Source organism: Paraburkholderia sp. RCC_158 (genome assembly GCF_041355255.1).
In the GTDB taxonomy this organism is placed as follows: Bacteria; Pseudomonadota; Gammaproteobacteria; order Burkholderiales; family Burkholderiaceae; genus Paraburkholderia; species Paraburkholderia graminis.
In genome coordinates this window covers 40601-66866 of the sequence record NZ_JBFUPM010000020.1, presented here as the reverse complement: position 1 = coordinate 66866, position 26266 = coordinate 40601, and the positions used below count along the sequence as shown (strand labels likewise).

The window sequence follows — 26266 nt, the reverse complement described above, 5'->3', positions numbered from 1 at the left end:
TCAGAGAGACGAGCGGCTAGTTCAGATCAAAGCGGCGCCTCGCGCTTTGCGTCAGTGGGCTCGCGAACCAGCAGAACGGGGCACGTCGCATGGCGGAGAAAACGCTCCGCAACGCTGCCGATCACCATGCGCCGCAATCCGCGCCGTCCGTGAGTGCCCATCACGACAAGGTCCGCGCCGCTCCACTGAACGAAGCGCAGCAACGTGCCGGCGATGTCTTCGGCGATGCCCCGCGTTTCCACGATCTCCGTGTCGCCCACGACGTCCATCTCGCGCATCTGTTTCTGTGCGCCATCGAGCAGCGTGGTTCCGACCTGCCGCGCGGCGCCGCTCAGAAGATGCGGATCGCAAGCGCCTGCGTAGGTGAACGCGGCCGACTGATCGAGCACGTAGACGGCCGTCAACCTGCCGCGCGAGAGCTTCGTCAACTGAATCGCTTCGCTCAGCGCGCGCTTGGCTGCGTCGCTGCCGTCGAGTGCCACCACGATGTGTGCGTACATGTTTGCCTCCGCCCGATCTGCACGTTTCCGTCGACCGTTGCGGCAGCGAAAGCCACCTGGAGCAGCGAGTCGATGAGAGAATCATGAGCGCGTATCCGCATCTGACGATCGACCTGCGTCAACGAGGTCGCAGCGCCGCGCACGGTGCGCATCGTTTGGTTCAGTGCAACGCTCGTGGCGGAAAGAACGACTGGCAACGGACGGCGCGAAGACGCGCCCGCCTATGCGCTCGTCGAAACGGGCACTGGAAGGTTCAATGTATTGATGATGAGGAGACAGCGTCAGAGCAGGGTCTGGCCGCTGGTGGTGGCAATGCTTGGTGGCAAAGCTTGGTGGCAATGCTCGGAGCGCCGCTGACGTCAGCAAGCGGCCGCCACGCAGCGAGGCGATCATGAGTTGCCGTCGCGTGCGGAATTGAGCAACCACACGAAGCACGCAACGCCACCGACTACACCGGCAACGCCATAACGAAAAAATGACGGCTCGTCGAACAGCAAGCCTCGGATCGACACCCCTATGCCCGCGAGCGCCACAAAAACGGCGATTGCCGAAAATAAGATCCTGCCGTCCGAGCCAGTCATGATGTCCTCCAACGCGATGATTAAAGTCGTAACGACATCATCGGTCAGAAGACGTGGGCGCTCTTGATCGAGGTCAAGCGTAAGAGCCGCGATGGTGCGACGCATTGCGCTCTGTCTTCGGCGGCTGCAAATTAACGGCTAAATCCAGGCGGATTACCGCTCACAGAAATCCGCCGCGCCGCTTCAGAACGAATGGCGCATGCCGATGCGCACATCAGCCTGCGTGCTGGTCGACGACGGCGTGAAGCTATAGCCGATCACCGCGTTCACACCATCCGATGCGCGCAGATAATCGCCCGAGATGTACACATCCGTGCGTTTCGACAACAGGTAGTGAAGCCCGAGCGAGCCCTGATTCCAGTGGTTTCCTTCAAACCGCGTGTGCTGATAGCCGCCGTAGAGCATCAACGCCGGCGTGAACGTATACGAAGCGCCGCCCTCATAAACCTGCATATGCGAGGTCTGGCCAAGGCCCTTGATCGTCGTGTAAGTGAAGTTGCCGCTCAGCATCACATTGCCGATCGTATAAGCGGCGCCGACTGCAAACGCGCCCTGCCTGTCGACCGGAAATGAAGTCGAGCTATACAGATCTGTAACCGCGCCGGTTGCAGGATCGACGGAAACGGTCGGCCTGCCGAGGAAAGTATGCGTGCCGATCATCGCGTACGGATCGAACGCATAGATGCCGAACGGGTTGTTCAACTGCGTATAAGCGGCGCCCATGTTGAACGGACCGTGCTCATAGCGCGCGCCCACGCTCCATGCGCTTTTCTGATGGAAGTCGCCGGCCGTGTTGCCGAACGAGTACATGCCGCCGAAAGAAAAGCCGGATATATCGGCGGAGAGAAACTTGATCGAGTTTGGCAGCCGGTCGCCGTTCATCCGGTCGAAGTCGCCCTGGTGAATCGCGTAACCGCTTGCCCACGCGGATATGTTGTACAGGTACGCGAATTCTTCGGTCATGTCGAGCTGGTTACCAAACGACAAGGTGCCCCAGTTGTTCTTCAGACCGACATACGCCTGGCGTCCGAACTCAGCGCCACCGAATCCAAGTTGTCCATTGCCTACGTGGAAACCCGACTCGAGTACGAATACCGCCTGCAAGCCGCCGCCGAGATCTTCGACGCCCTTGAAGCCGATCCGGTTGCCATACGAAATGCCGTCGTCGAACTTCACCTGGTGGGAACCACCGGCGTTGTTCACGTACGTAATGCCGGCGTCCAGAATGCCGTACAGCGTGACGCTGCTTTGTGCATGGACAGCCGTTGGCGCACATACCGCACTTGCTGCAATAGCGAGTCCCGAAAGACTGACGGCATTTCTCTTCTTCATCTAATTCTCCCCTGCTCTATGCCTGCACAATTCGTTGGATAAAGCGATCCCTGCCGCGCGGCTTTCAGGCGTGCGGCATTTCTCGCATGACGGGCAGTTCGAAACCGGTTGAGACCGGTCGATAAGACCTGGCTGCTATTTGTTGAGCATTAAAATTCCGCCAGGCCGGCATCGACGAGTCAAGAATACGGGTCCAGATTTACGGCGAATCGATTGGATGCGACATGAATCTGTCGCCTCGCGACCTGGCGATTGCAATGGCCTTTGTTATTTCACACCGAGCGCCGTTTGCACGGCTTGCAACCCATTGGCGCCATTCGCGGTGCTCACGCCGTCGAGCCACGCTTTGAGCAGATCGGGATGACGCTTGAGTGCTTCGGTTGCGGCCACATCGACACTGGTTTTCTTTTCCAGTACTTCAGTAATCACGCCGTTTTCCAGGTCGACGTTAAACGTAAGCTGCCTGAAAAGACGGCCGACATTCGGACACTGCTCCGCATAGCCGCTGCGCGCAACGGTGTTCACGGTGGCGCCGCCGTAGTTCGGACCAAAGTACTTGTCGCCTCCGTCCAGATACGACAGTTTGAACTTCGTATTCATCACATGCGGCTCCCACGCAAGAAAGACGATCCACTTCTTCTCACGCACGGCCCGCTCCACTTGTGTGAGCATGCCCGTCTCACTCGATTCCACCACCTTCCAGCTATCGAGCCCGAACGCCTTGTCGTCCACCATTTTCTTGATGTTCTGGTTGGCCGGCGCGCCCGGTTCAATGCCGTATATCTTGCTGTCGAACTTGTCGGCATTCTTCGCGAGATCCGCGAACGAATGGACGCCGGCCGCCGCCACATAGTCGGGCACCGCAAGCGTGAACTTCGCATTGCTCAGGTTCGGATGCACGACCACGATCGACTTTTCTTTTTCGAAAGGTTTGACGACCGGCGCCTGCGCGGGCATCCAGTTGCCGAGGAATACGTCGATTTGCCCTTTTTTCAGGCCCTGATACGTAATCGGCACCGACAGGTTCGCGACCTTCTGCTTATAGCCGAGCGCCTTCAGCACGACGCCGGTCATCGCATTCGTTGCGTCGATGTCGGTCCATCCCGGCCCCGCCATGTTGACCTGCATGCACGATTGCGGCTCGGCGGCCGACGCAAAGCTCGCCGCCGCGCATAGCAGCGCAACGCCGGACATGGCCTGTTTGAATAGCTTGTTCATCATCGCGGCTTCCTGTGAGTGGGTGAATCGTTAGCGTGGAGCGTCGGGCGTAGCGGTGCAAGACAAGTGGGACAACTCAGTGCGCGACTGCGGGAAAGCGCGCCATCGCCTCGAACGTATCGAGGTCGATGTGGTTGCGCATATAGCGCTGGCTTGCATCGACGAGCGGTTGCCAGTCCCATGAAGCAACCGTGCCTTGCGTGGTCGCGGCGAAGTGAAAACGGCGACGACGCTGGCTCTGCAGCACCTCCTGATGCAGCGCGGCGAGATTCCAGCGAGCGGCAATCTCTTTGCGGAATGCTTCGACCTGAGCGGCGTACTCCGCGTTGAATGCGAGATTCGCGCGCTCCAGCGGATCGGCCTGCACATCGTAGAGCTGATCAGGATCGGCCGGCGTGTGAATGAACTTGAAGCGCCCGCGCCGAAGCATGACGATCGGTGCAATTGCACCTTCAGCGAGGTACTCGCCGATCGCTTCATCATGACCGCCCCGCTCTCCCAGAAGATGCGGCATGAGACTATGTCCGTCGAGCGAATCGGGCCACGCCGCGGGTGGTTCGCCACGCGCGAGTTCGACAAGCGTGGGCAGCAGATCGAGATGCGATACCGAAGCAGTCACACGATGCGCGTCGAATTGCTGCGGCGCATGCACGATTAGCGGCACGCGGCAACCACCTTCGAAGAACGTCATCTTGTACCAGAGTCCGCGCTCGCCGAGCATTTCGCCGTGGTCGGAAGTGACGACAATGATCGTATCGTTCGCGAGCCCGGCCTCTTCCAATGCTTCGAGAATCGCGCCGAACTGATCGTCGACATAGGAAATCGCGCCGTAATACGCACGCCGTGCGTTGCGGATCTGCTGCCCGGTCGGCGGCGTGCGATCGGTTTCGCAAACGTGACGCAGGCGCTTCGAATGCGGATCGGCTTCGTCGAATGAATCGCGGTGCATGGGCATGTTGATCTCTTCGTCCTGGTACATGTCCCAGTACTTCTGCGGAATGGCATACGGATCGTGTGGATGCGTCAGCGAGGCGACCATGCAGAACGGCCGTGCATCTTTACCCGCGTGACGTTCGCGCGCAATGTCGAAGAGCTTCTGGCGCGTGGTGAACGTCACTTCGTCGTCGAAATCGAGCTGGTTGGTGCGCACGCAAGGGCCGGCGTCGATCACGGAACTCATGTTGTGATACCACGTAGGGCGCGCTTCGAAGTCGTCCCAATTCGGTGTCCAGCCAAAGTCGGCGGGATAAATGTCGGTAGTGAGGCGCTCTTCGAAACCATGCAACTGATCGGCGCCGCAGAAATGCATCTTGCCGGAGAGAATCGTGCGATAGCCTTCCGCGCGCAGATAATGCGCGAATGTCAGCGTTTGCGACGGAAATTCTGCTGCGTTGTCGTAAGCGCCAATTGCCGACGGCAGCTTGCCGGAGAGAAACGAGAAACGCGACGGCGCGCATAACGGGCTCGCGCAGTACGCGGAATCGAAAACCACGCCCTGCTTTGCCAGACGATCGAGGTTGGGTGTTCGGGTGAGCGGGTGGCCGTACGCGGAGAGCGCGAACGGAGTCATCTGGTCGGCCATCAGAATAAGAATATTCTTTTTGCTGTCAAGCATTGGAGCGCGCCTCGAATAAAATCATGAATGTCAGTGCAAGTACCTGTGCCGGTGCATCTGCAACAACAGCCGCATTTGAGCGGTGCTCTTGGAGCGCGTGCGGCATCAACGTCACTATTGCCGTTCAATTCGGCGCTGTGAAGACGGCAATTCGTTATGTGCCTATAAGGGGGCGTTATGTCGAGGCAGGACCGCTTGCCGCCAATGCAGGCATTGACGATGTTCGAATCCGCCGCGCGGCTCGCGAGCTTTACGGCGGCCGCGCGCGAGTTGGGCTCCACGCAGCCGGCAGTAAGCCAGCGCATCGTGCAACTGGAAGAAACGCTGGGCGCGCCGCTTTTCGAGCGCGGTCATCGTGGCGTGCGGCTCACGGAAGACGGCGAGCGCCTTTTTGAAGCCGTGCGTCATGCGCTCGACACGATCCGCGTTGCCACCGCCGAAATCCGCGCGCGCCGCACGCCGCAAACGCTTACGCTATCCACCGACTTCGGCTTCGCAACCTATTGGCTCATGCCGCGGCTTTCGCAATTCAAGGCGCTCATGCCCGATGTCGACGTCAAGATCATTACGTCGCAAAGCGTATTCGATCCATCGCACGATCAGACCGATGTGGCGATTGCATTCGGCGACGAACATGCGGACTGGAATGCACGCAGCGTGGTCAAACTTTTTCCCGAGCGTGTGACGCCGGTGTGCAGTCCGGCGTTTTTCGCGGCGCATCCGCCGCTCACGTCGCCCTCCGAACTGCTCACGCTGCCGCTGCTTCATCTCGAACCCACGCAACCGGCGCGCTGGCTGTCATGGGCCGACTGGTTCGCGGCGCATGGTCTTGTCGCGCCTGCCGCGCATCGCGGCATCACGTTCAACAGCTTCACGCTCGTCGCCCATGCGGCGATCATGGGCCAGGGCGTGGCGCTCGGCTGGGCGCCGCTCATCGACGAATTGCTTGCAACGGGGCAGCTCGTCGAACTGTTCGATGCGCCGGTGGTCACCGAGCGCGGCTATATGCTGGTCACGCAACGCGCGGCCACGCCGGTGGTCGACGCTTTCCGCCAATGGCTGCTCGGCGAATGCGGGCTCGACCCGGAATGAGGCTCTGACGCTCCCGTTCCATTGCCACGGCGATTCGCTTCTATCCGCCTCGCGCACGGATTTGCTCTACTGCGACGATGCATGCCGCGTCCGCGGCATGAGCCTATCGTCTATGTGGAGAGCGCATGTCCGCCGATTCCCGTCCAGATCAACTGGTTCTCACCGTTGCGTGTCCGAGCGCCGCGGGCCAGGTTGCCGCCGTTGTCGGCTTTCTCGACCGGCATCATTGTTATATCGACGAACTCACCGTTTTCGACGACGATCTCAGCGAACGCTTCTTCGTGCGCTGCGTCTTTCACGGCGTGAACAGCAATGAGACGCTGAATATCTCGGCGCTCAAACGCGAATTCGAGTCCATTGCCGAGCGCTTTCATATGAAGTGGGCCATGCATGACGTCGGCACGCGACCCAAGGTTCTGATCATGGTGTCGAAGTTCGAGCACTGTCTTGCCGACCTGCTGTTCCGCTGGAGAATGGGCGAACTGAAAATGGACATTGTCGGTATCGGCTCGAATCATCGCGATTTCGAACCGCTCGCGCAGCAACACGGATTGCCGTTTCACCATCTACCCATTACGGCGGATACCAAGCCGCAGCAGGAAGCGCGTCTGCTGGATCTGTTCGAGACTTCCGGCGCCGAACTGATGATTCTCGCGCGCTATATGCAGATTCTTTCGGGCGAGACGAGCCGTGCGCTCGCCGGGCGCGCGATCAACATTCACCACTCGTTTTTACCTGGGTTCAAAGGCGCGAAGCCCTATCACCAGGCGCATGCGCGCGGCGTCAAACTGATCGGTGCAACGGCGCACTTCGTGACCGACGATCTCGACGAAGGTCCGATCATCGAGCAAGTGGTCGAACGTGTCGATCATTCGTATAGTCCGGATCGACTTCTTGCCACCGGCCGCGACGTCGAGTGCATTACGCTTGCTCGCGCAGTGAAAGCGTTTATCGAGCGGCGTGTGTTTATCAATGGCGATAGAACGGTCGTTCTGCAATAACATTGCAGCACAAAAAAACGCCGCTTCTGGAAAAGAAGCGGCGTTTCGTCGTATCGCTTAACCGGCAATAGAATGGATTACTTCACCCAGCTATCCACCCGATCGCTATGCGCGCCGATCCACGCATCGGCTGCGGCGGTCGGCTTTTCGCCGTTTTGCGTCGCGAGCATCACGCTGTCGATCTCGCCCGGCTTCCACTGGAACTTCTTCAGGAACGCAACCACCTGCGGCGCCTTCTTTTCCAGTTCCGGATTCACGACGCTATCGACGTGCTCCGCTTCGCCGAATACCTTCTTCGGATCTTCGAGGAATTTCAGCTTGTACTTCGCGAACATCCAGTGCGGTTTCCAGCCGGTCACGATGATCGGCTTGCTCGCCGCTTCCGAACGCGCGAGTTCCGCGGTCATTGCGCTGCCCGAGCTGGGCATCAGCTTGTAGTCGAGTCCATAGGCCTTGATGGCCTCGCTGGTTTTCTGCATCACGCCCGCGCCGGCGTCGATACCGACGATACGCGAGCCGAATTCCGCTTTCTTCGCTTCGAGATCGCCGACCGTTTTCACGTCGAGATTGTCCGGCACGATCAGACCGATCTTCGCGTCGTTAAAGTTCGGCCCGAGGTCGACCACCTTCTCCTTGAAGTTGTTCCAGTACGCGCCGTGCGTAACCGGCAGCCACGCGGACAGCGTCGCGTCGAGATCGCCGCGCGCCACGCCTTGCCACATCACGCCGGCCGCGACCGGCACGAGTTGAACCTGATAGCCGAGACGTTTCTCGATCACGCGTGCAGCGACGTTGGACGTCGCCACGCTGTCGTCCCAGCCTTCCACGTAGCCGATTTTGATGGTCGGCTTCGTATCCGCCGAAACGCTCACGCTGCTTGCTGCCAGCGCCGCGCTCAGGGTGCTCAACACCAATATCTTTCTGATCAGTCTCATCGCCGTTCTCCCGTTCACTTCCACAAACAACCCAATGAGCATTTAGAATCGCCAGCCAGAATTGCCCAGTAACGTTGTTTTGCGACACGCAGTTGTCCGCATGCGACCTGGTTAATCTGCGTGCCCGGCCACTGGCGGCAACTGCTTTTCCTGGCGCGCGCGCCAGTCACTTTTCGACGACGAGATCGGTGAGCGGCTTGCTGCAGCACAGCAGCACCATGCCCTGATCGATTTCGCGCTGACGAATGCCGCCCGCGTGCTTCATCGCGACTTCGCCGGATACGAGTTTTACCTTGCAGGTTCCGCACATACCCTGGGTACACGATGCCGGCAGGCGCACGCCCGCTTTTTTTGCAGCGTCCAATACATGTTGGCCGCTGCCGCATTCGATCTCGCGATTGCTCTTCGTGAAGCTCACCTTGTAGCGCGTTTCGATTTCGGTTCCGATTTCCGGCGCCGCGGGAGCCGGCTCGAAAGCCGGCGCTTCTTGCCGCGCTTCTGCAAAGCTCTCCACAGCAACCGCTTCAGTCGCGGTCTGCAATACATCGCCGACGTGAGCGGTCGTCAATTGCGCGGCGACCTCGCTGACCGTTTCGAACGAAAAGCTCTCTTCATGATAATGACGGCGATCGAAACCGCCTTCCTCCAGAAGATTGCGTACCGCCTGCATATATGGCGCGGGGCCGCAGGTAAAGATCTCGCGTTCCAGAAAGTCCGGCGCAATCAGCTTGAGCAGCGGTAAGGTCAAAAAGCCCGTCACGCCAGGCCAGTTCGTGCGCGCGCCCAGCCGTTCGCACACAAACGCGGTACGAAAACGCGCGTGATTCGACGCAATCAGGTCGAGTTCGCGCGCGAAGATGATGTCGTCCGGCGTGCGAGCGCTGTGCACAAACACAATGTCGCTGTCCTCGCCGAGTTCGTGATGCGCGCGGCTCATCGACATCAACGGCGTAATGCCGGAACCCGCCGACAGAAACAGGAATTTGCGCGCGGGATGGCGGGCGCACGTGAATTCGCCGGCCGGCCCAAGCACGCGAACCTCGCCGCCCACTTGCAGATTGTCATGCAGCCAGTTCGACACTTTGCCGCCCGGCACGCGCTTCACCGTAATGGAGATGGTGTGTGGCCGCGTCGGCGGCGACGAAATCGTATAGCAGCGGTTAATCGATTCGCCGTCTATATCGAGTTCGAGCGTGATGAACTGCCCAGGCTCGAACACGAACGCCCGTTCATTCGGCGCGCGGAAGAAAAAGCTCTTCACGTCATGCGTTTCCTGACGGACGTGGCAGCACACCAGCGTGTCGTCGACGTCGCTGTTCCAGCGCGCCGGCAGCGCGTCCCAGAAGCGCGGCTGCGTAACACGGCTTGCACGGCTTGTTGCAGGGTCTGTGGCCGGCTCACCGCCTGGCTGAAACGCCGCCTGATCGCGCATCATTGTTTTCTCCCGCTCCTGGTTGCGCTCGGCGCTCAGCGCACGAAGGACACGACATTCTCGCCATGCGCAAGCGGCGTGGCATCGTGCGTTTGCGGTGCATTGCTGTAATCCGCGATGCGGCCGATATACCACTCGCAGAACTTCTCGACGAGACCTTCGGTGAACGGCGAATAAGGACCCGGCTCGTACGCGCTGCTCGATGCGCCGCGCTGCGAGTATTCGACGAGCGAACGGTCCTGATCGTTGGTCGCGCGCCAGACTGCCGTGAGGTTGTTCACGTCATAGTCGATGCCTTCGCGTGCATCCTTGTGCACGAGCCATTTCGTGCGCACGAGCGTCTTGCCCGCGGAAAGCGGAATCACGGAAAAGCTCACGATATGATCGCTCATGAAGTGATGCCACGAATTAGGTTGCGTCCAGAAAGAAAGCCCGCCGAGATCGGCCTGCTCGAAGCCGCCCAGCAGTTTCTTCGACGCCACTTTTGCGTCGAGCGTCTGCGATTCGCCGTCGCGATCGAGCGGCAGGCGCTGCGTGCGAAAACCAGTCACGAGATCCGCGAGCCGTTCAATTTCCGCCGACGGCAGTTTCATCGCTTGCCATTGCGCGGTGCGCCGTGCAACGGTCTCTTCGAATGCGGCCATGCCTTCTTCGTTGGCCGGCGAGCGTTGATAGCCGAAGCCGTATTCGTAAAGCGAAATGGTGAGTTCGGGATGGTTCGCGACGCAGTGATAGCACTCGCGATTGTTTTCCATCGTCAACTTCCAGTTGCCTTCCTCGATAATGTCGACCGATGCCGCGATCTTGCAGCCGGCCAGTTCGTGCGGCAGCAGATACGGCTCCATTGCAGCGCGCATCACCGAAAAGTCCGCGGGCGGATTCTCCGCGAGGCAGATGAAGATCAGGCCCGCGAGGTTCTCGACGTGCACTTTCTTCAGGCTATGCTTGCAACGGTCGAACTGGTCGCCCATATGCTCGGCGAACATCAGGTCGCCGTTCAGGTTGTACGTCCAGCTGTGATACGGACACACGATGTTGCCGAGCGAGCCCTTGTCGGTATTGCACAGGCGCGAGCCGCGATGACGGCATACGTTATGAAACGCCCTCACCTGCATGTCGTCGTCGCGAACGATCAGAATGGAATCGTGACCGATCTCCACCGTGATGTAGTCGCCCGGTTCGGGCACGTCCGGCTCGACTGCGACCTGAATCCAGTGCTGGCGAAAGATCGCTTCCATGTCGAGCGCGAAGATGTCCTCGCTCGTATAGAACGGCGCTTCCAGCGTGCGATTCTTTTTGCGGCGTTCGATCATTGCGCGAACGTCTGCGGAAACTTTCATTGTGTGCTCCGTTGCGTGTCACGTCTGGCGCCGCGCCAGGCCCTCCTGGCCGCTGGTTCGCCTGAACCGGAAATCAGTAATCCACGAGTTGATGCTCGCGCAAATACGCGAGAATCACTTGTGCTTTTTCGACGGAACTCCCTTCAATTACGACGCTTCCGCCGCGGCTTTCCGTCGTGGTTGCCGAAAGCATGCGGGCATGGCCGGAACGCTTTTCAGCGGCGGCCAGGCGCACGGGTTTGGCGGTTGCGGGGCGGATCATCCAGGCGGGTTCTGTGGTGGCATTGCTCGCGGCTGTTCCCGCGCCTGCCGTACTCGCAACCGGACGAATCGTGCCTTCGCGCAGCCGTCCATACGCATACGTCGGCGTCGCATTCGCCATCGGATGCACCGCGATCAGCGCAGGCAATTGAACCTCGACACGTCGACGCAAACCCTTCGGCATGAATTGCCGCACCTGCGCGCAACTGTCGTTCAACGTCACGTCGACGGCCGCGCCGACGAGCGGAATATTCAGCGCATTGGCGACGCGATACGGCAGCATGCCGCTGTCGAATGCGCCTTCTGCGCGCGTACCGGTCAGCACCAGATCGTAGCCTTGCAGGCGCGCGGCGAGCGGCGCGGAAGCATCCGCTTGCGCGTTGTCGCCCGCAGTGGGAACCGCAAGCACTTCCACCGAGCGCGCGCCGAGCGCCAGATACTCCTGCAACGCGGGATTCGCTGCGTCGCCCGCATGCAGCACATCGAGCGTGGCGTTGTGCTGTTTCACCAGCGACAACGCGAGCGTGAGTGCGGCTGCGTCGTTGCGGCTGTAACGCGCAACGCCGCTTACCGGATGCCGGCCCACCGAAACAAGTACGGCGATTTTCATGCGAGCGCTCCTTCCGCAACGGCCTTCGAATTGAGTAACGCCGCGCCGGTGCCGCGCGCCGAACGCGCCGCAGCCGCGGCATCGTTGAGCGCCGAGATCGTTTCCTGCGCGTCCGCGATCACGGTCAGATTGGCGCGCTTGGCAATCGGTGCGCTGGCGTCGAGATTCACGGCGATCACATGACGGCAATCCTTGATGCCTTGCAAATGCTGCACGGCGCCCGAGATGCCGAACGCGATATACACGCTCGCTTCGACCGTCTTGCCCGTTGCGCCGATCTGCTTGTCGCGCGTGAACTTGCCGTCGTCGACGGCCACGCGGCTCGCGCCGATCGCCGCGCCCAACGTAGCCGCGAGACGCTCGAACGCAGGCACGTCGCTCACGCCGTTGCCCGCGGACACGATGAAATCCGCCTCTTCCAATGCGAGTTGCGCCGCGTCCATTTCCTCGATGCCGAGATCGCGCACCATGCCTTTCGCGCTGGCCGACTCGCCATCGAAGCGCCACACCACTCGCTCGCCCGCGCCGACGAACGGCAACTTCGGATCGACCGCATTCGCTGCGAGCAAAATCACTTCGGGCAACGCGCGCGAAGCCAACGCGGTATTCGCGTGTGCATACGCGGCCACATGCGAGGCGTCTATTTCGACCACATGTGTCGCGACGCTCGCATTCGCCGCGGCTGCATAGCGGCGGCCGAGATCGCCGTCGCCGGTCGCGTTGTCGGGCAGGAACACATGCACGGGCGCATACGCGGCGACGCACGCGGCAAGCGCATTCAGTTCATCGACCGGCGCGAACTTGCGTCGATCGAACATGGGCAATTCGATTAGCTTGTCGGCGCCGAGTGCCGCGGCGTCGCCGGTGAACTCGCCGAATACCAGCAGCACGATTTCCGTCGATGCATCCGCAACCAACGCGGCGGCGGCGAGTGTCTGGCGCGCATGCTCATCGAGCGCGCCGCGGTCCGCGTGCGCCGCGACCAGCATCGTGTGCGAAGGCGCCGCTGTCGTGCGGCGCGGCTTCGGCTGTTCGCGATGTGCGCCGCTCGCGGCCGTGAAATCCAGCGCACCGGCCACACCGATAGCGCCCAACGTAATGCGCCGAAGTCCGTCAGCCGTGATCGTGAACGGCCGGCGCGGATCGATTCGTTTGATTGTGTTCATCGCGTTACTCCAGCGCCGCTGCAACCAGTTCGGCGACGTCCAGCACTTCGGGACGCGGACCGACCACGCCTTCGAGCATCGCCGTGCAATTCGGGCAACCCACGGCGACGATGTTTGCGCCGATGCCGCGTGCGTCGTCGATACGAATGTCGGGAATGCGCCGCTTGCCCGGAATGTCCGTCAACGGTGCGCCGCCGCCGCCACCGCAGCAACGTCCACGCATGCCGTTGCGCTCCATTTCGACGACCTTGATGCCGATGCTCTTCAACACGCGGCGCGGCGCTTCGGTTTCGCCGTTATAGCGGCCGAGATAACACGGATCGTGATACGTGATCTTGCTATCCGCGTACGCGGCCGCGGCACGCGGCGACAGCTTGGCGCTCGCGATGAGTTCGTCGATCAGCGCCGTGTGATGCTGAACCTCATAAAAGCCGCCCAGCGCGCGATATTCGTTGCGCAGGCTGTGCAGCACATGAGGGTCTGCCGTGACGATCTTGCCGAACGAATACTGCGAAAGCGTGCCGATCAATTTGCTCGCGAGTTGCTGGAAGGTGGCTTCGTCGCCGAGACGCCGGGCTGTATCGCCCGTATCCGTTTCCACTCCACCGAGCACCGCATAGTCGATGCCCGCGCGGTTCAGCACCTTGACGAGCGCGCGCAGCGTGCGTTGATAGCGCATGTCGAACGCGCCTTCTCCGGCGAGCAAGAGCACATCCACGCGACGTCCGGGCTGCGCGACCTGCACCTGAAGATCGACGGCCCAGTCGTAACGCGCGCCGATGTCGTAACCATTCGCGCTGCCCGTCTCGCGCAGATTCGCGAGCGTGATCGGACCTTTGCCGGGCACCGTGCCTTCGACAAGCGTCTGATTGCGGCGCATGTCCACGATCGCGTCGACATGCTCGATCAGCATCGGGCACTCCTGCACGCAAGCGCGGCAGGTCGTGCATGACCACAGCGTTTCCGCTTCGATGAGACTGGAAATCAAGGGCTTTTGTGGTGCGCCGCCGTGCTTGCCGACCGGAATGCCGGGCGTCGGGCTGCCCGCGTATTCCGCGTCCGTTCCACCGACCATGCCCGTGACCAGGTCCTGAATCAGCTTCTTCGGATTAAGCGGCTGGCCGGCGGCGAATGCGGGGCATGCCGCTTCGCACTTGCCGCACTGCACGCACGCATCGAAACTGAGCAACTGGTTCCAGCGAAATTCAACCGGCTTGCCCACGCCATATTCTTTCGCGTCGAGCATCGGCACTTTCAATGCGGTGGGCGGCACGACATCGCTCGAGTTACGCTCGGCAAAGCGCTCCTGACGCGGATGAAAAGCCAGATGCAAAAGACCCGCGAGCGCATGTTTCATCGGACCGCCACGCGCGGCGCCGAACGTCATCGTGAAGGCGCCCACCGCGATCAGCAGCGCGACGATGATCGCGAGCGCACCCGACATCGCCGAGGCCGGCAGCGCGACGAACAGCACGAGGCCGAGCGCGAACGAGCCGAGCAGCAGCGGCAAGTGATCCCACGGTCCACGCGAAAGCCGCGCGGGCACCGCCTTCGCACCATGACGGCGGCGCCACACGAACACGGCGCCGACCAGCATCACGAGCGCGGCCAGAAAGATCAGCTTGTCGAGCCACGGCGAGTAGATCGCGAGACCGTAGTTGACGAACACGAGCGCCATCGCGAGGATCGCACCGCCAGCGGTCGCGACGTGCGTCTTTGCAATGTACGGATCGCGCGCGACCACATGATGCAGATCGACGAAGTAGCGCTTCGGAATGGACAGCAAATTGGCCCAGCCGTACGCGCCCGCCGCCGTCGCGCGGCCCTCGCGCCAATACGCGGCGCGCTTCGCGAGCGCGAACGCCAGACCCGCCATCGACAACCACAACAGCACGGTGATGACAGACACGGGGCTCATCGTCAGAAATCCTTGCAAAGGCGCAGCGCGTCGTAAATCGCGCCGTGAATGTTGTGCATGGAGATGCAGTCGCCGACGCGGAACAGCAGAAAGCGGCCATTGCCGAGTTCTTCGGAAAGCGACGGCTGCGGCTCGGATGCGAAGAGCTTATGCACGTCCACCTGGCCGCGATTCACCGACTCGGGCTTGAGCTTCCAGTACAACTCGTCGTTCGGCGTGCTGCCGTTTTCGATCACCACCTGATCGACCGCGCGCTCTTCCTGCTCCTCGGTGTACTCGTTGCGAAGCACGGCGATCTTCTTGCCGTCTTCTTCGTACACCTTGTCGAGCCAGTAATTCGGCGTGTGAACCACGCCTTGCGCATAGAGACGGCGATAGAAAATCGGGAACGTGGTGCCGCCTACGTCGTCGGCGACTTTCACGTCAGGCGTGACGATCTCCACATTCGAGCCGCGGCTCGAGATGAAATCGGCGACGCCTGCGCCGGCATGCGTGCTGACGCCGTCATACACGAGTACATTTTTGCCCGGCTCGACCTTGCCCGACAGCACGTCCCACGAACTCACTGCGAGACCTTCGTCGACACCCCATGCCGCGACTTGCGACGTGAACGACGACCCGCCCGTCGCCAGCACGATGATGTCCGGCTTCTCGGCCATGATGGTCTTTTCGTCGGCGGCAACACCGAGACGGCGGTCCACGCCAAGACGTTTCGTCTCCATGTCGAACCAGCGGACGATGCCCGCCATCTGCTCGCGCTGCGGCGCCTTGGCCGCAAGCATGATCTGGCCGCCCACGTAGTCGTTCTTTTCGAACAGCACGACGTCATGACCACGCGACTTCGCGACGCGAGCCGCTTCGAGTCCCGCAGGACCGGCGCCGACCACAACAACCTTGCGCTTCGGCCCGCTCGTGCGTGTAATCACATGCGGCATCGTCGCTTCACGCGATGTCGCCGCGTTCTGTACGCACAGCACGTCGAGCCCGTTGTACTGGCGGTCGATGCAATAGTTCGCGCCGACGCATTGCTTGATCTCGTCTTCGCGGCCATCGCGAATCTTGATGACCATATGCGGGTCGGCAATTTGCGCGCGCGTCATGCCGACGAGATCGACCATGCCGCTTGCGAGCAAACGCTCGGCCTGGCCCGCGTCGCGAATACTTTGCGCGTGCATGACCGGAATCTTGACGACCGACTTGATGCCGGCCGCGAGATGCACGAACGGCTCGGGCGGCAGCGCCATCGGCGGCATGCAGTTCGCGAGCGTGTTGTGCGTGTCCGCGCCCGAACCGATCACGCCGAGATAATCGATCAGGCCGCTTTCGCTCATGGCCTGCGCGATCTCTTTCAACTGCTCGTGATCGAGCCCGTCTTCATGAAACTCGTCGCCGCACATGCGCAAGCCGACGCAGAAATCGGGGCCGACTGCTTCGCGCACCGCCTTCAGCACTTCGACGCCGAAACGCAGGCGGTTTTCGAGCGAGCCGCCCCATTCGTCAGTACGGAAATTGGTTCGCGGGCTCCAGAACTGATCGATCAGATGCTGGTGCGCCGCCGAGATTTCGACACCATCCATGCCCGCGTCTTTCACACGCTTAGCGGCCGCGGCAAAGTCGGTGATAATGCGGCGAATCTCTTCCGCTTCGATGATCTTCGCGTTGCCGCGATGTACCGGCTCGCGCACGCCAGACGGCGACATCAGATGCGGCCAGTGCTCGCCGTGAAATGCAGAGCGGCGGCCCATATGCGTCGCCTGAATCATGATCTTCGCGCCGTGCGCATGCATGGCTTCGGCGAGGCGCGAGAGCGGATCGATGATCTTGTCGGTCGACAGATTCACCGACTTCCACCAGCCTTGAGGACTGTCGATCGACACCGGGCTCGAACCGCCGCACACGGCGAGGCCGACACCACCCTTGGCCTTTTCTTCGTAGTAGCGGATATAACGGTCGCCAGGCAGGCCGCCCGGCTCCGCATACACCTCCGCATGCGCAGTGCTCACGATGCGATTGCGCAAGGTCAGCTTGTTCAGCGTGAGAGGCTTGAAAAGGTTCGGGTAACGCATCGCGATCGACCTCGGAATGATATGGCTGGTGGTGCTGTGCCGTACGCGTTATGCGGCGAGCGGCGAGACTTCGAATACGCAATGCTCGTGGCCTTCCGCTGCGCAGCGCGCTTCGCGCGATTGCGAAGGCGGTCCCTTGCGCGACGAATCGGGCGCGGTGTCGTTGACCCAATCCATTGCGCCCGCGAACCAGCCGGCGAACATGTAGCAGAGCTTGCCGACCTTGCCCGGTTGCGCGAGCACGAACGACGAATGATGCAGTTCGATACGCGCATGCGAAGTTGACGGGTCCGCTTCGGTAATCGAGAAGATGCCCCAGCCTCGCTGCGAAAGCCGCTTCAGGTAATGCTCGAATACGGCCATGCCGGCAATGCCGTGCTGTTTCGCTTCCTTGTCGCACCAGAAGTACGCGGACTTGTAGCCGGCCTTGTAGAGAATCTCCGCATACGTGTCGATGCCGAGCGCTTCTTCAACCGCGGTGTGGTTGTTCGTGAAGAAATGGCGCGGCACGTAGAGCATCGGCAGCGCGTCGGTGGTCCAGACGCCGGTGTTCGGATCGACGTCGATAGGCAGTTGGGGTTGCATGTGGGACTCCGCTTTTTATAGGGTGATTTCGTTGACTGAATGAGGCGGAAGATCAGACCTTCCACACTTCGCCGAATACCCGCACCCAGTTCTCGCCCATGATCTTCTTGATGCGCGTTTCGCTCCAGCCGGCACGTTCCATCGCGGCGGTCAGATTCGGAAACTCGCCGATCGTACGAATGCCTTCCGGGTTCACGACCTTGCCGAAGTTCGTCAACTGGCGATAACGGCCCTTGTCGTGCGTGATCCAGTCGAAGAACTCAGTGCTGTAGCCTTGCGTGAAGTCCGTGCCGATGCCGACCTGATCCTCGCCGATCAGATTCACTACGTATTCGATCGCCTCGATATAGTCTTCGACGGTCGCGTCGGCACCACGCTTCAGAAACGGTGCGAACATCGTCACGCCGACAAAACCGCCTGCATCTGCAATCTCTTTCAGTTGCTCATCGCTCTTGTTGCGCGGGTGCTCTTTCAATCCCGACGGGCAGCAATGCGAATAGCACACCGGCTTTTTAGAAGCCGCAATCGCTTCCGAAGAAGTCTTGCCGCCCACATGCGAGAGATCGACCATGATGCCGACGCGGTTCATCTCCTGAATCACTTCTCGGCCATAGCCCGAGAGGCCGCCGTCTCGTTCATAGCAACCGGTGCCGACGAGGTTCTGCGTGTTGTAGCAAAGCTGCACCACGTTCACGCCGAGATCCTTGAATGCCTCGATATAGCCGAGGTTGTCTTCTAATGCGTGCGCGTTCTGGAAGCCAAAAATAATGCCGGTCTTGTTTTCTTTTTTCGCGCGGAAGATGTCGTCGGTCGTTCGCACGAGCGTCAGGATCTCGCCGTATTCGCGGATCTGCTGCTTCATCTCGGCGATGTTGTCGACCGTCTTCTGGAAACTCTCCCACACCGACACGGTGCAGTTCACCGCGGTCACGCCGCCCTTGCGCATATCCTCGAACACCGAGCGCTCGAACTTCGAAATGTTCAAACCGTCGATGATGATGCTGTTTTCGTGCAGATTGCTCATCGTTTGCTCCAGGCGTTCTCAGTAGATGGGGAAGCGCTCGCACAGCGCGAAGATCTCGCGGCGCACGCGTTGTTCGGTGGCGGCATGGCCTTCGGGGTGATCGCGCAGCGAATCGAGTACTTCGACAATCAGACGGCCCACGTCGCGGAACTCGTTCACGCCGAAGCCGCGCGTCGTGCCGGCCGGCGTGCCGAGGCGAACGCCCGAGGTGATGGTCGGCTTTTCCGTGTCGAACGGAATGCCGTTCTTGTTGCACGTAATGCCGGCGCGCTCCAGCGCCTGCTCGACCTGATTGCCTTTGAGACCCTTCGGGCGCAAGTCGACCAGCAGCAGATGATTGTCCGTGCCGCCCGTCACGAGATCGACGCCGCCTGCCTTCAGTACTTCGCCGAGCGCCTGCGCATTCGCGAGCACACTGTCGATATAAGTCTTGAAGCCAGGTTGCAGCGCCTCGCCAAACGCGACCGCCTTGCCGGCGATCACATGCATCAGCGGGCCGCCTTGCAGGCCGGGGAACACCGCCGAGTTGATCTTCTTCGCGATATCTTCGTCATTCGTCAGCACAAAGCCGCCGCGCGGGCCGCGCAAGGTCTTGTGCGTCGTCGACGTAACCACGTGCGCATGTTCGACCGGATTCGCATGACGTCCCGCCGCGATCACGCCTGCGATGTGCGCCATATCGACCATCAGCTTCGCGCCGACGCTGTCGGCGATCGCACGCAGCCGCTTGAAATCCAGCGCGCGCGGATAAGCGGAGAAGCCGGCGATCAGCAGCGCGGGTTTATGCTGCTGCGCGAGTTCCTCGATCTGCTCGTAGTCGATCAGCAACGTGTCGCGATTCACGCCGTACTGGACCGCGTTAAACCACTTGCCCGAAAGCGCCGGCTTGGCGCCGTGCGTGAGGTGGCCGCCCGCATCGAGCGACATGCCGAGCACTGTGTCGCCTGGCTTGACCAGCGCGAGCATCACCGCGCCGTTGGCCTGGGCGCCCGAATGCGGCTGCACGTTGGCGAACTTCGCGTTGAACAGTTGCTTGATGCGATCGAGCGCAAGCGTCTCGATCTCGTCGACATATTCGCAACCGCCGTAGTAACGCTTGCCCGGATAACCTTCCGCATACTTGTTGGTCAGCACCGAGCCTTGCGCTTCGAGCACCGCGCGCGACACGATGTTTTCCGACGCGATCAGCTCGACTTGCGACTGCTGACGCTCGAGCTCTTTCAAAATTGCGCCGCGCACCGCCGCATCGCGCGTGCTCAGCGGTTCTTCGAAGAAAGGATTCGGGTTCGACATGGAAGGTCCGTGGGGTCATTGACGTTAGGCGCCGGAAGCGTTGGTGGGCCTTTGTTTCTGCCCTGTCGCCGCCGGATTGCGTACGTCTATTCTTGACGCTTGCATCGCGCGTCAATTTATGAATTCAGACGCGTTCTTTGCCTTTTCCGCCATAGGCGACCTTTTTCGACAAGTCGCCTCTGCGGATCCCTTTGTTCATACCGCCGGCGGATCATCGCGCCGATGCCGAACGGTCGTTCGCTGACGACGCGATGCTGCACTGCGGCTGAACGCAGTGCGCGTTTGCGGTGCGGTTCGCGATGGCCGCCGCGCGCTTCTGGTGCCGTTTCTTATCTGTTTGATGGGCAAGCATAGGCAACCGAGGGTTTAGCCTGATGGCATGGTAGTTGCGCTAGTCCTCAAAATTACATAAGTCGCAGTTCCCCACAGCGACGCGGCACTATAGATTCGAAGGAATCATTCCTCATCATGTCCACCGATCGCACGGCGTCACTGTCGCATTTCGCCTTCATGCCCGTCCCGAACTTCACGATGATCGCATTCACCAACGCGATCGAAGTGCTGCGCATGGCGAATTACCTGACAGGGCAAACGCTTTACCGCTGGTCGATCGTGAGTCCCGAAGGCGGGCCGGTGACTGCAAGCAATGGGCTGTCGGTCGATACGGGTCCTGTCGAATGCGTCGGCCAGCCGGATATCGTGTTCGTGATCGGCGGCATCGACGTGCAGCGCGCGACCACGCCTGCGCATCTGTCGGCATTGCGCCGCTTCGCGCGCATGGGTTGCGTGCTCGGCAGTTTGTGCACGGGGACTTATGCGCTCGCGCGCGCCGGACTATTAGCGGGCTATGCGTGCGCGATTCATTGGGAGAACATGTCGGCGCTAAAAGAAGAGTTTCCCGACACGCGCTTTCTGAAAGAACTCTTCGTGATAGATCGCGATCGCGTGACCTGCACGGGCGGCGTCGCGCCGCTCGATATGATGCTTAACCTGATTGCGCCGCGTGTGGGCACTGCACGCGTCACGCAGATCGCCGAGCAGTTCATCGTCGAGCATGTGCGCGATACCAGCGCGCAACAGAAGATGCCGCTCGTCGCGCGGCTCGGCTCGGCCAACAAGTCGCTCTTCGAAGTGATCTCGCTGATGGAGAACAACATCGAAGAGCCGCTATCGCGCGAGGAACTCGCGCGGCTTGCCGGCATGTCGCAACGGCAATTGCAGCGCCTCTTCCGCGAGCATCTCGGGATGACCCCGACGCATTACTATCTGACGCTGCGTTTGCGGCGCGCGCGCGAACTGCTGCTGCAAACCGACATGTCGATCATGAACATCACGATGGCGTGCGGCTTCCAGTCGGCCTGCCACTTTTCGAAGAGCTATCGCGATGCATTCGGCACCGCGCCTACGCGCGAGCGTCGCAAGCAGGCGCCGTCGCTTTCTTCGCCGCCGGTGATGGCGGCCTGAGAAGCGCCTCAGCACTCCCCAAGGTTTATACCGCCGTTGATCGCTTCACGCGGATTAATGCCTTAGTCCGCGTGCCGAATCCGCGCTTACGTCGGCCGGTTGCGCGCCCCATGTCGCCCGCAGATAGTTCGCGAGTTGCGCCAGTTCGTCGTCGCTCAGCTTGCTCGCGAAGCCGGGCATGGCCTGCATGCGTTCGAGTCCGGGGAAGCTCTGTTCGTCGATGCCATCAAGCATCGACACGATCAGATTGTGCGGATTGCTTTGACGAACAGTGGAGTTTCCAAGCATCGGCACGGCTACATGAGGCACGCCTTCTCCGTCCGCGCCATGACAGCGTGCGCATAGAGACAGATAGAGGCGACGGCCCGGCGCGAATTGAGTAGCATCGACCGCCTTAGCTTGCACCCGCACCGGCTCACTCGGTCGATCACCGAGCAGGTACGTCGAAACCGCGCGCAAATCGTCCGGCGTCATGTACTGACTGCTCAGATGCACGACGGAATGCATCTCGCCAAACGCCGAGCCTTGCGACGCGATGCCCGTTGCGAGATACGTCGTGAGATCGGCCGCGGACCATCCTCGCTCGGCGAGCCCTTGCGGTGTGAGGCTCGGCGCGATGACCCGGCCGAGCGTGCCGCCTGCAAACGGCGCGGTGAGGTCGAGTTGCCCGAAGCGGCCGCGCGGCGTATGGCATTCAGTACAGTGTCCGAGCGCGTTCACGACATAACGTCCGCGATTCCAGTCCGCCGAATGACCCTGCGATGCATCGGGCAACGTGTCTTCGAGAAACAGCATTTTCCAGAAGCGCACGGCGAAACGCACATTGAACGGGAACGACAGATCGGCCTCGCGGCTTACGACGGCCGCCGGCTTTTGCGACATCAGGTATGCGTAGATCGCGTCGCTATCCTCGCGAGACATCTGGCGATACGACGTGTACGGCATCGCCGGATACAGTTGGCCATTGGGCGACTTGCCGTCGTGGAGCGCAGCGTAGAACTCGTCCGCGCTCCATTGTCCGATGCCGTGCTGCCTGTCCGGCGTGATGTTCGATCCATAGAACGTACCGAACGGTGAGTCCAGCTTCACGCCTCCTGCGAATGGTGCGCTATCGGGCGACGTATGGCAGGCCGCGCAATCCGCCGCTTTCGCAAGATAACGACCGCGGGCGATCAACGCGGCGTCGTGCGCATCTTGTGTAGTCGCGGTGCGCTGGGCGGCAGCATCAGGTGCGTTGCCGCAGGCTGTCAACATCGCCGCGGCGAGTGTCACCAACGCCGCGCGAAACAACGAAAAGGTACTCGTGTGGGAAATCATCTTTAGACGTTCCTCACCAGTCCGGCTGTGTTCAGTACGAGGTCCTTCACCGCTTCGTAATAGCGTACATAGCCCGTGCAGCGGCAAATATGCGCGTTGAGCGCCTCGGTGATCGTCTCTTCGACCTTGCTGCGTTCAATCGGCTGACGCTTGAGGCGCTCGATCAGCACCGTCGTCGCATTGACGAATCCCGGCGTGCAATATCCGCACTGGAAGCTGAAGTGTTCGAGAAACTTCTGCTGGACGGGCGACAGCGCGACGGGCTTGCCGCTTTCGTCGCACGTCGGGTGAGCTTCGACCGTGCGGATTTTTTTGCCGTCGAAGAAACTCGCGCCGGTAATGCACGATCGCACTTCTTCACTGCTGCCATCGGCGTTATCGAGAATGACGACGCATGCGTGGCACACGCCTTGGCCGCACCCCAGGCGCGAGCCTGTCAGCCCGAGGTACTCATGCAGAAAGTCGATCAGCATGAGCTGCTCCGGTACGCGGATCGGCCCGACGGGTCGGCCATTGACGGTCATCGACACCGGTTGCACGGCGTAACGCGTCAGCGGCTTTTCGGCAACGCTTGCGATTGCGGGAGCTGCTTCGGTGGAATCGGATTTGGGCAGTGTCATGCGAGCACCTCCTGAATTTTTTGTGGCGTAACGGGAAGGTCGCGGAAACGATGTCCAACCGCATGCGCAATGCCGTTCACGATGGCGCCGACGACCGGAATCATCACCACCTCGGCAATGCCTTTTGGCGGGTCGGTTTCTGTTAGCGGAGGCAGTACTTCACTTGTCTGGCTCCATACCGCAACGTCCGTCGAACGTGGCAAACGATAGCGGTTGAAATTCCATGTGCCGTTGCCGGGGCCGTCTTCGTAGAGCGGCAAATACTCATGCAGCGCATGGCCGATGCCCATCGCAAGACCGCCTTGCAACTGGCCCGAAACCAGTTGAGGCGACAACTGGTTGCCGCATTCGAGAATGGAGTGATGCGTCAATACTTCGACCTCGCCGCTCGACTCGTTCACTGCAAGTTCGACGAGCGTGCCGACCGCGCTGTAGTACGTGACCATTGCGTTATTGCGCTGCACGGGCGGATTAAACACGCGCTTTCGATCGAGCACACGATAGCTATTGAGCGTCGTCGCGGACTTCTGACCGTTCGGCATTGCGCCGTTGCCGTAGCGAAGCGACAGTCCGTCGATTGGCAAGCGCTCTATCTTGCCGCCGACTTCGAACTCGGCCTCGGTCCATTGCCAGCGATTGAATACATGCACGGTGGCGCCCGTCACGAGTCCGAGTTCGTGCGCCTTTTTCGCAATCTGCTCGAACGGCAATGCTTCCAGTCCATCCGCCGACAGCTTGCCGTTCACCCAGCGCGCGTCTTCTATGCGCACGACAAGCGATGCGGCCTGACCGCCGCCCGCACCGCTCGACCAGATCGACATTGCCGCCGGCCATAAGCCGTGCACAAAAAGAACGCGCGCTGCTTCGCGAGTACTGTGCGTGAAGTAATAGGCCGAGTTAGTCGCACTCGACGGCGACATAAAGCCCGGCGACCAACGCGGATTCCTCGAAAGGCGATCCTGATCGGCCTGCGACATCAGGTAAGGATCGCCGCTCGTGATTACCGGAAGATCGGGCCAGTCGGCCAACGCGAAATGCACGGTCGACGCCGGCACGCCGAGCCATTTCGCCACGGCAATGGCTTGCGATGTCGACATACCCGTGCCGATTTCCGAGCCCGAATGATGCAGCGTGATCTTGCCGTCTTCACTCATCTCGACTTTGGCGAAAGAACATTCGGCGCCTGTGCCGAAGTCTTTTTGCACGCACGCAAAGCCCACGCCATAGCGTTTGCCGGGATGCTCCGCTTCGTACTTCGCTTTCTTCTGCGCGCGGCTCTTCCACAATGGATGCGACTTTGCCTTTTGCAGAACTTCATCGACGCGAACAGCGCCAGCCGGTATTGCGCCCTGCGTATTCTTCATTCCCGACCGCAACGCGTTCGTGAGGCGGAAATCGATTGGGTCGAGCTTCAGTTGTTTGGCGATTTCGTCGATCATCATCTCGGTTGCGGCCATGCTTTGCAGCGTGCCGTAGCCGCGCGCAGAGCCGGCATCGACTGCGCGCGACGCAATGGCGGTTGCAGTGAGATCGCTCTTCGGAAAGTAGTAGATCGATTGCGCGGCGGTCGCACCGACCATCGCCACAGACGGCGAAAAGTTCATGCGCCCGCCGCCATTCGCTTCGAGATCGCCTTTGAACGACTGAAGCAGTCCCGTCTTTCTGTCGACAGCAATGCGGTACTTCATGTTGAACGCATGGCGTTTGAGCGCGCTTTGAAACTGCTCGTAGCGATCGTTAGCGAGGCGCACCGGTCGGCCATCGCCATACATCGCAGCGACAAGACCATAGAACGGCATGTTGTAGTGATCTTTCGATCCATAACCGACCGTGTAGCATGGGTGAAGGAACACACTCTTCACCGCGAAGCGGCACTTCGCGACCATTTCCGCCACGCTTTGCGCCACTTCGGCAGGGCCTTGCGTGGGTACGATCATGTGAAGCGCGTGCGAGTCGGCGTCATACCAGCAGTTCGCGTTATCCGGCTCGAGTGCGGCGGTATCGATCGACTGCGTGCTGTAGTCGCGCTCCATCACCAGCCAGTCCGCAGGCGGATGTGCGAGTTCTTCGGCGATGCCGTCCGCGAAGGAAATGCCTTGTTCGCCGAGCGATCCGTGCTCGACGCCATCCGGCCATACCGGTTGATGCTTGCGCATCGAGCCGGGAAACAACGGCGCGTTCTTCAGGCTCGAAAAAACGTCGTCGTCATACGGAGTCTTGCCACCGACGCGCACGAACCGGAACGTGCCCCACGGATCACGTTCGAGCGGTCCCGTCTGCTGGCCGTACTGGATGACGTCGTCGCGGAACTTCAGATAGTCCTTCGCGAGGCGAAAGCGCGCGAAGTCGTGGAAGATCAGAATTGCAACGGCATGGCCGAGATAAGCAGGCGTGTTGCCCTTCGGCAGAAGCATGTCGCTGCCGTAGAAGGCGGGAAATTGCAGACCGTCGCGCGTGAGGTCGTCGGCGGTCACGAGGCGGTCCGACATCAGGTCGTCGCCCAGTCCCGCGAGATTGAAGCCTTCGTACAGGCAGTCTGCACGCGTCGCGCGCAGGATCATCGCGTGTGATTGCTGCTGCGGCCAATGCGGCATATCCGATGCACGCATATCGCGAGCGAACACTTTTTCACCCGTGACCTTGGCGATGCCGTCGATGCGGAATTTGGGCTGACCGCTCGCCGGGTCCCAGTTGACCGGCGTCAGTATGCGTTCCTCGAACAACGCGGCAAAGGCACGCCCACCGACTGGCGCGAGATACACGGAAATGCCGGCGATGACGCTGGCCTTCAGAAAGCTACGGCGTGGAAGGCCGGCCATCTACTACTCCTGAAATATATGACTGCGCGCGTCGATCGAGCCGGCAAAGTTGCCCGCAGCGTTTAGGGGGCCGAATT

General features: G+C 60.8%; 21 protein-coding genes. 3 read left to right on the top strand and 18 right to left on the bottom strand.

Features of this window, described 5'->3' with window-relative positions:
* Positions 1-26: 26 nt before the first annotated feature.
* From AB6809_RS28510 to betC, 5 genes are all read right to left on the bottom strand, one after another.
* The gene (locus AB6809_RS28510) at positions 27-500 is read right to left on the bottom strand and encodes a universal stress protein (RefSeq protein ID WP_371027679.1); all 474 of its coding nucleotides are present in this window, start codon (positions 498-500) and stop codon (positions 27-29) included.
* Between the two features lie 389 nt (positions 501-889).
* Positions 890-1186, bottom strand: coding sequence for a DUF2964 family protein (locus tag AB6809_RS28505; protein WP_371027678.1), 297 nt, complete (start codon positions 1184-1186; stop codon positions 890-892).
* A gap of 78 nt (positions 1187-1264) precedes the next feature.
* On the bottom strand, positions 1265-2413 hold the full coding sequence (locus tag AB6809_RS28500; RefSeq protein WP_029971725.1) for a porin: 1149 nt from the start codon (positions 2411-2413) through the stop codon (positions 1265-1267).
* A gap of 267 nt (positions 2414-2680) precedes the next feature.
* Complete coding sequence (locus tag AB6809_RS28495) at positions 2681-3634, bottom strand: choline ABC transporter substrate-binding protein (protein ID WP_371027677.1); 954 nt, start codon at positions 3632-3634, stop codon at positions 2681-2683.
* A 73-nt stretch (positions 3635-3707) separates the two neighbouring features.
* On the bottom strand, positions 3708-5246 hold the full coding sequence (gene betC / locus AB6809_RS28490) for a choline-sulfatase (RefSeq protein WP_371027676.1): 1539 nt from the start codon (positions 5244-5246) through the stop codon (positions 3708-3710).
* A gap of 177 nt (positions 5247-5423) precedes the next feature.
* Here betC and AB6809_RS28485 point away from each other — a divergent pair, with 177 nt between their 5' ends.
* Both AB6809_RS28485 and purU read left to right on the top strand, forming a co-directional pair.
* A complete protein-coding gene (locus AB6809_RS28485) occupies positions 5424-6338 on the top strand; it encodes a LysR family transcriptional regulator (protein WP_371027675.1) in 915 nt (304 codons plus the stop codon).
* A gap of 125 nt (positions 6339-6463) precedes the next feature.
* The gene (gene purU / locus AB6809_RS28480; RefSeq protein ID WP_371027674.1) at positions 6464-7339 is read left to right on the top strand and encodes a formyltetrahydrofolate deformylase; all 876 of its coding nucleotides are present in this window, start codon (positions 6464-6466) and stop codon (positions 7337-7339) included.
* Positions 7340-7416: 77 nt separating this feature from the next.
* Here purU and AB6809_RS28475 read toward each other — a convergent pair whose 3' ends face one another.
* The 10 genes from AB6809_RS28475 to AB6809_RS28430 form a co-directional block, all read right to left on the bottom strand.
* Positions 7417-8274 (bottom strand): glycine betaine ABC transporter substrate-binding protein, encoded by an 858-nt coding sequence (locus AB6809_RS28475; protein ID WP_006052163.1) that lies wholly within the window; start codon positions 8272-8274, stop codon positions 7417-7419.
* 166 nt (positions 8275-8440) lie between these two features.
* Entirely contained in the window at positions 8441-9709 is a 1269-nt protein-coding gene (locus AB6809_RS28470; protein ID WP_371027673.1) for an FAD-binding oxidoreductase, read from the bottom strand.
* 32 nt (positions 9710-9741) lie between these two features.
* On the bottom strand, positions 9742-11046 hold the full coding sequence (locus AB6809_RS28465) for an SRPBCC family protein (protein ID WP_371027672.1): 1305 nt from the start codon (positions 11044-11046) through the stop codon (positions 9742-9744).
* 73 nt (positions 11047-11119) lie between these two features.
* Entirely contained in the window at positions 11120-11917 is a 798-nt protein-coding gene (locus tag AB6809_RS28460; protein WP_371027671.1) for an electron transfer flavoprotein subunit beta/FixA family protein, read from the bottom strand.
* Complete coding sequence (locus tag AB6809_RS28455) at positions 11914-13083, bottom strand: electron transfer flavoprotein subunit alpha/FixB family protein (protein WP_371027670.1); 1170 nt, start codon at positions 13081-13083, stop codon at positions 11914-11916. The genes AB6809_RS28460 and AB6809_RS28455 overlap by 4 nt, the downstream gene beginning before the upstream one ends.
* A gap of 4 nt (positions 13084-13087) precedes the next feature.
* On the bottom strand, positions 13088-15001 hold the full coding sequence (locus AB6809_RS28450; RefSeq protein WP_371027669.1) for a (Fe-S)-binding protein: 1914 nt from the start codon (positions 14999-15001) through the stop codon (positions 13088-13090).
* A gap of 2 nt (positions 15002-15003) precedes the next feature.
* Positions 15004-17067, bottom strand: a complete 2064-nt coding sequence (locus AB6809_RS28445; protein ID WP_310031731.1) for an NADH:flavin oxidoreductase — start codon at positions 17065-17067, stop codon at positions 15004-15006.
* Positions 17068-17115: 48 nt separating this feature from the next.
* Positions 17116-17652 carry a DUF5943 domain-containing protein gene (locus AB6809_RS28440; RefSeq protein WP_006052170.1) on the bottom strand — a complete coding sequence of 179 codons (537 nt, stop codon included), beginning with the start codon at positions 17650-17652 and terminating at the stop codon, positions 17116-17118.
* 52 nt (positions 17653-17704) lie between these two features.
* Positions 17705-18676, bottom strand: coding sequence for a dipeptidase (locus tag AB6809_RS28435; RefSeq protein WP_371027668.1), 972 nt, complete (start codon positions 18674-18676; stop codon positions 17705-17707).
* An 18-nt stretch (positions 18677-18694) separates the two neighbouring features.
* A complete protein-coding gene (locus tag AB6809_RS28430) occupies positions 18695-19969 on the bottom strand; it encodes a serine hydroxymethyltransferase (protein ID WP_107710894.1) in 1275 nt (424 codons plus the stop codon).
* A 468-nt stretch (positions 19970-20437) separates the two neighbouring features.
* Between AB6809_RS28430 and AB6809_RS28425 the strand changes: the two genes are divergently transcribed.
* Positions 20438-21433 carry a GlxA family transcriptional regulator gene (locus AB6809_RS28425; RefSeq protein WP_006052173.1) on the top strand — a complete coding sequence of 332 codons (996 nt, stop codon included), beginning with the start codon at positions 20438-20440 and terminating at the stop codon, positions 21431-21433.
* A gap of 54 nt (positions 21434-21487) precedes the next feature.
* Here the strand turns inward: AB6809_RS28425 and AB6809_RS28420 are convergent, their stop codons facing one another.
* Genes AB6809_RS28420 through AB6809_RS28410 form a run of 3 tightly spaced genes read right to left on the bottom strand, consistent with a single transcriptional unit; the run spans position 21488 to position 26189 of the window.
* Complete coding sequence (locus AB6809_RS28420) at positions 21488-22750, bottom strand: c-type cytochrome (protein ID WP_310031738.1); 1263 nt, start codon at positions 22748-22750, stop codon at positions 21488-21490.
* Positions 22751-22752: 2 nt separating this feature from the next.
* The gene (locus AB6809_RS28415; RefSeq protein WP_310031741.1) at positions 22753-23370 is read right to left on the bottom strand and encodes a 2Fe-2S iron-sulfur cluster-binding protein; all 618 of its coding nucleotides are present in this window, start codon (positions 23368-23370) and stop codon (positions 22753-22755) included.
* The gene (locus AB6809_RS28410) at positions 23367-26189 is read right to left on the bottom strand and encodes a molybdopterin cofactor-binding domain-containing protein (protein WP_310031746.1); all 2823 of its coding nucleotides are present in this window, start codon (positions 26187-26189) and stop codon (positions 23367-23369) included. Before AB6809_RS28410 ends, AB6809_RS28415 begins: the two co-directional genes overlap by 4 nt.
* Positions 26190-26266 lie beyond the last annotated feature (77 nt).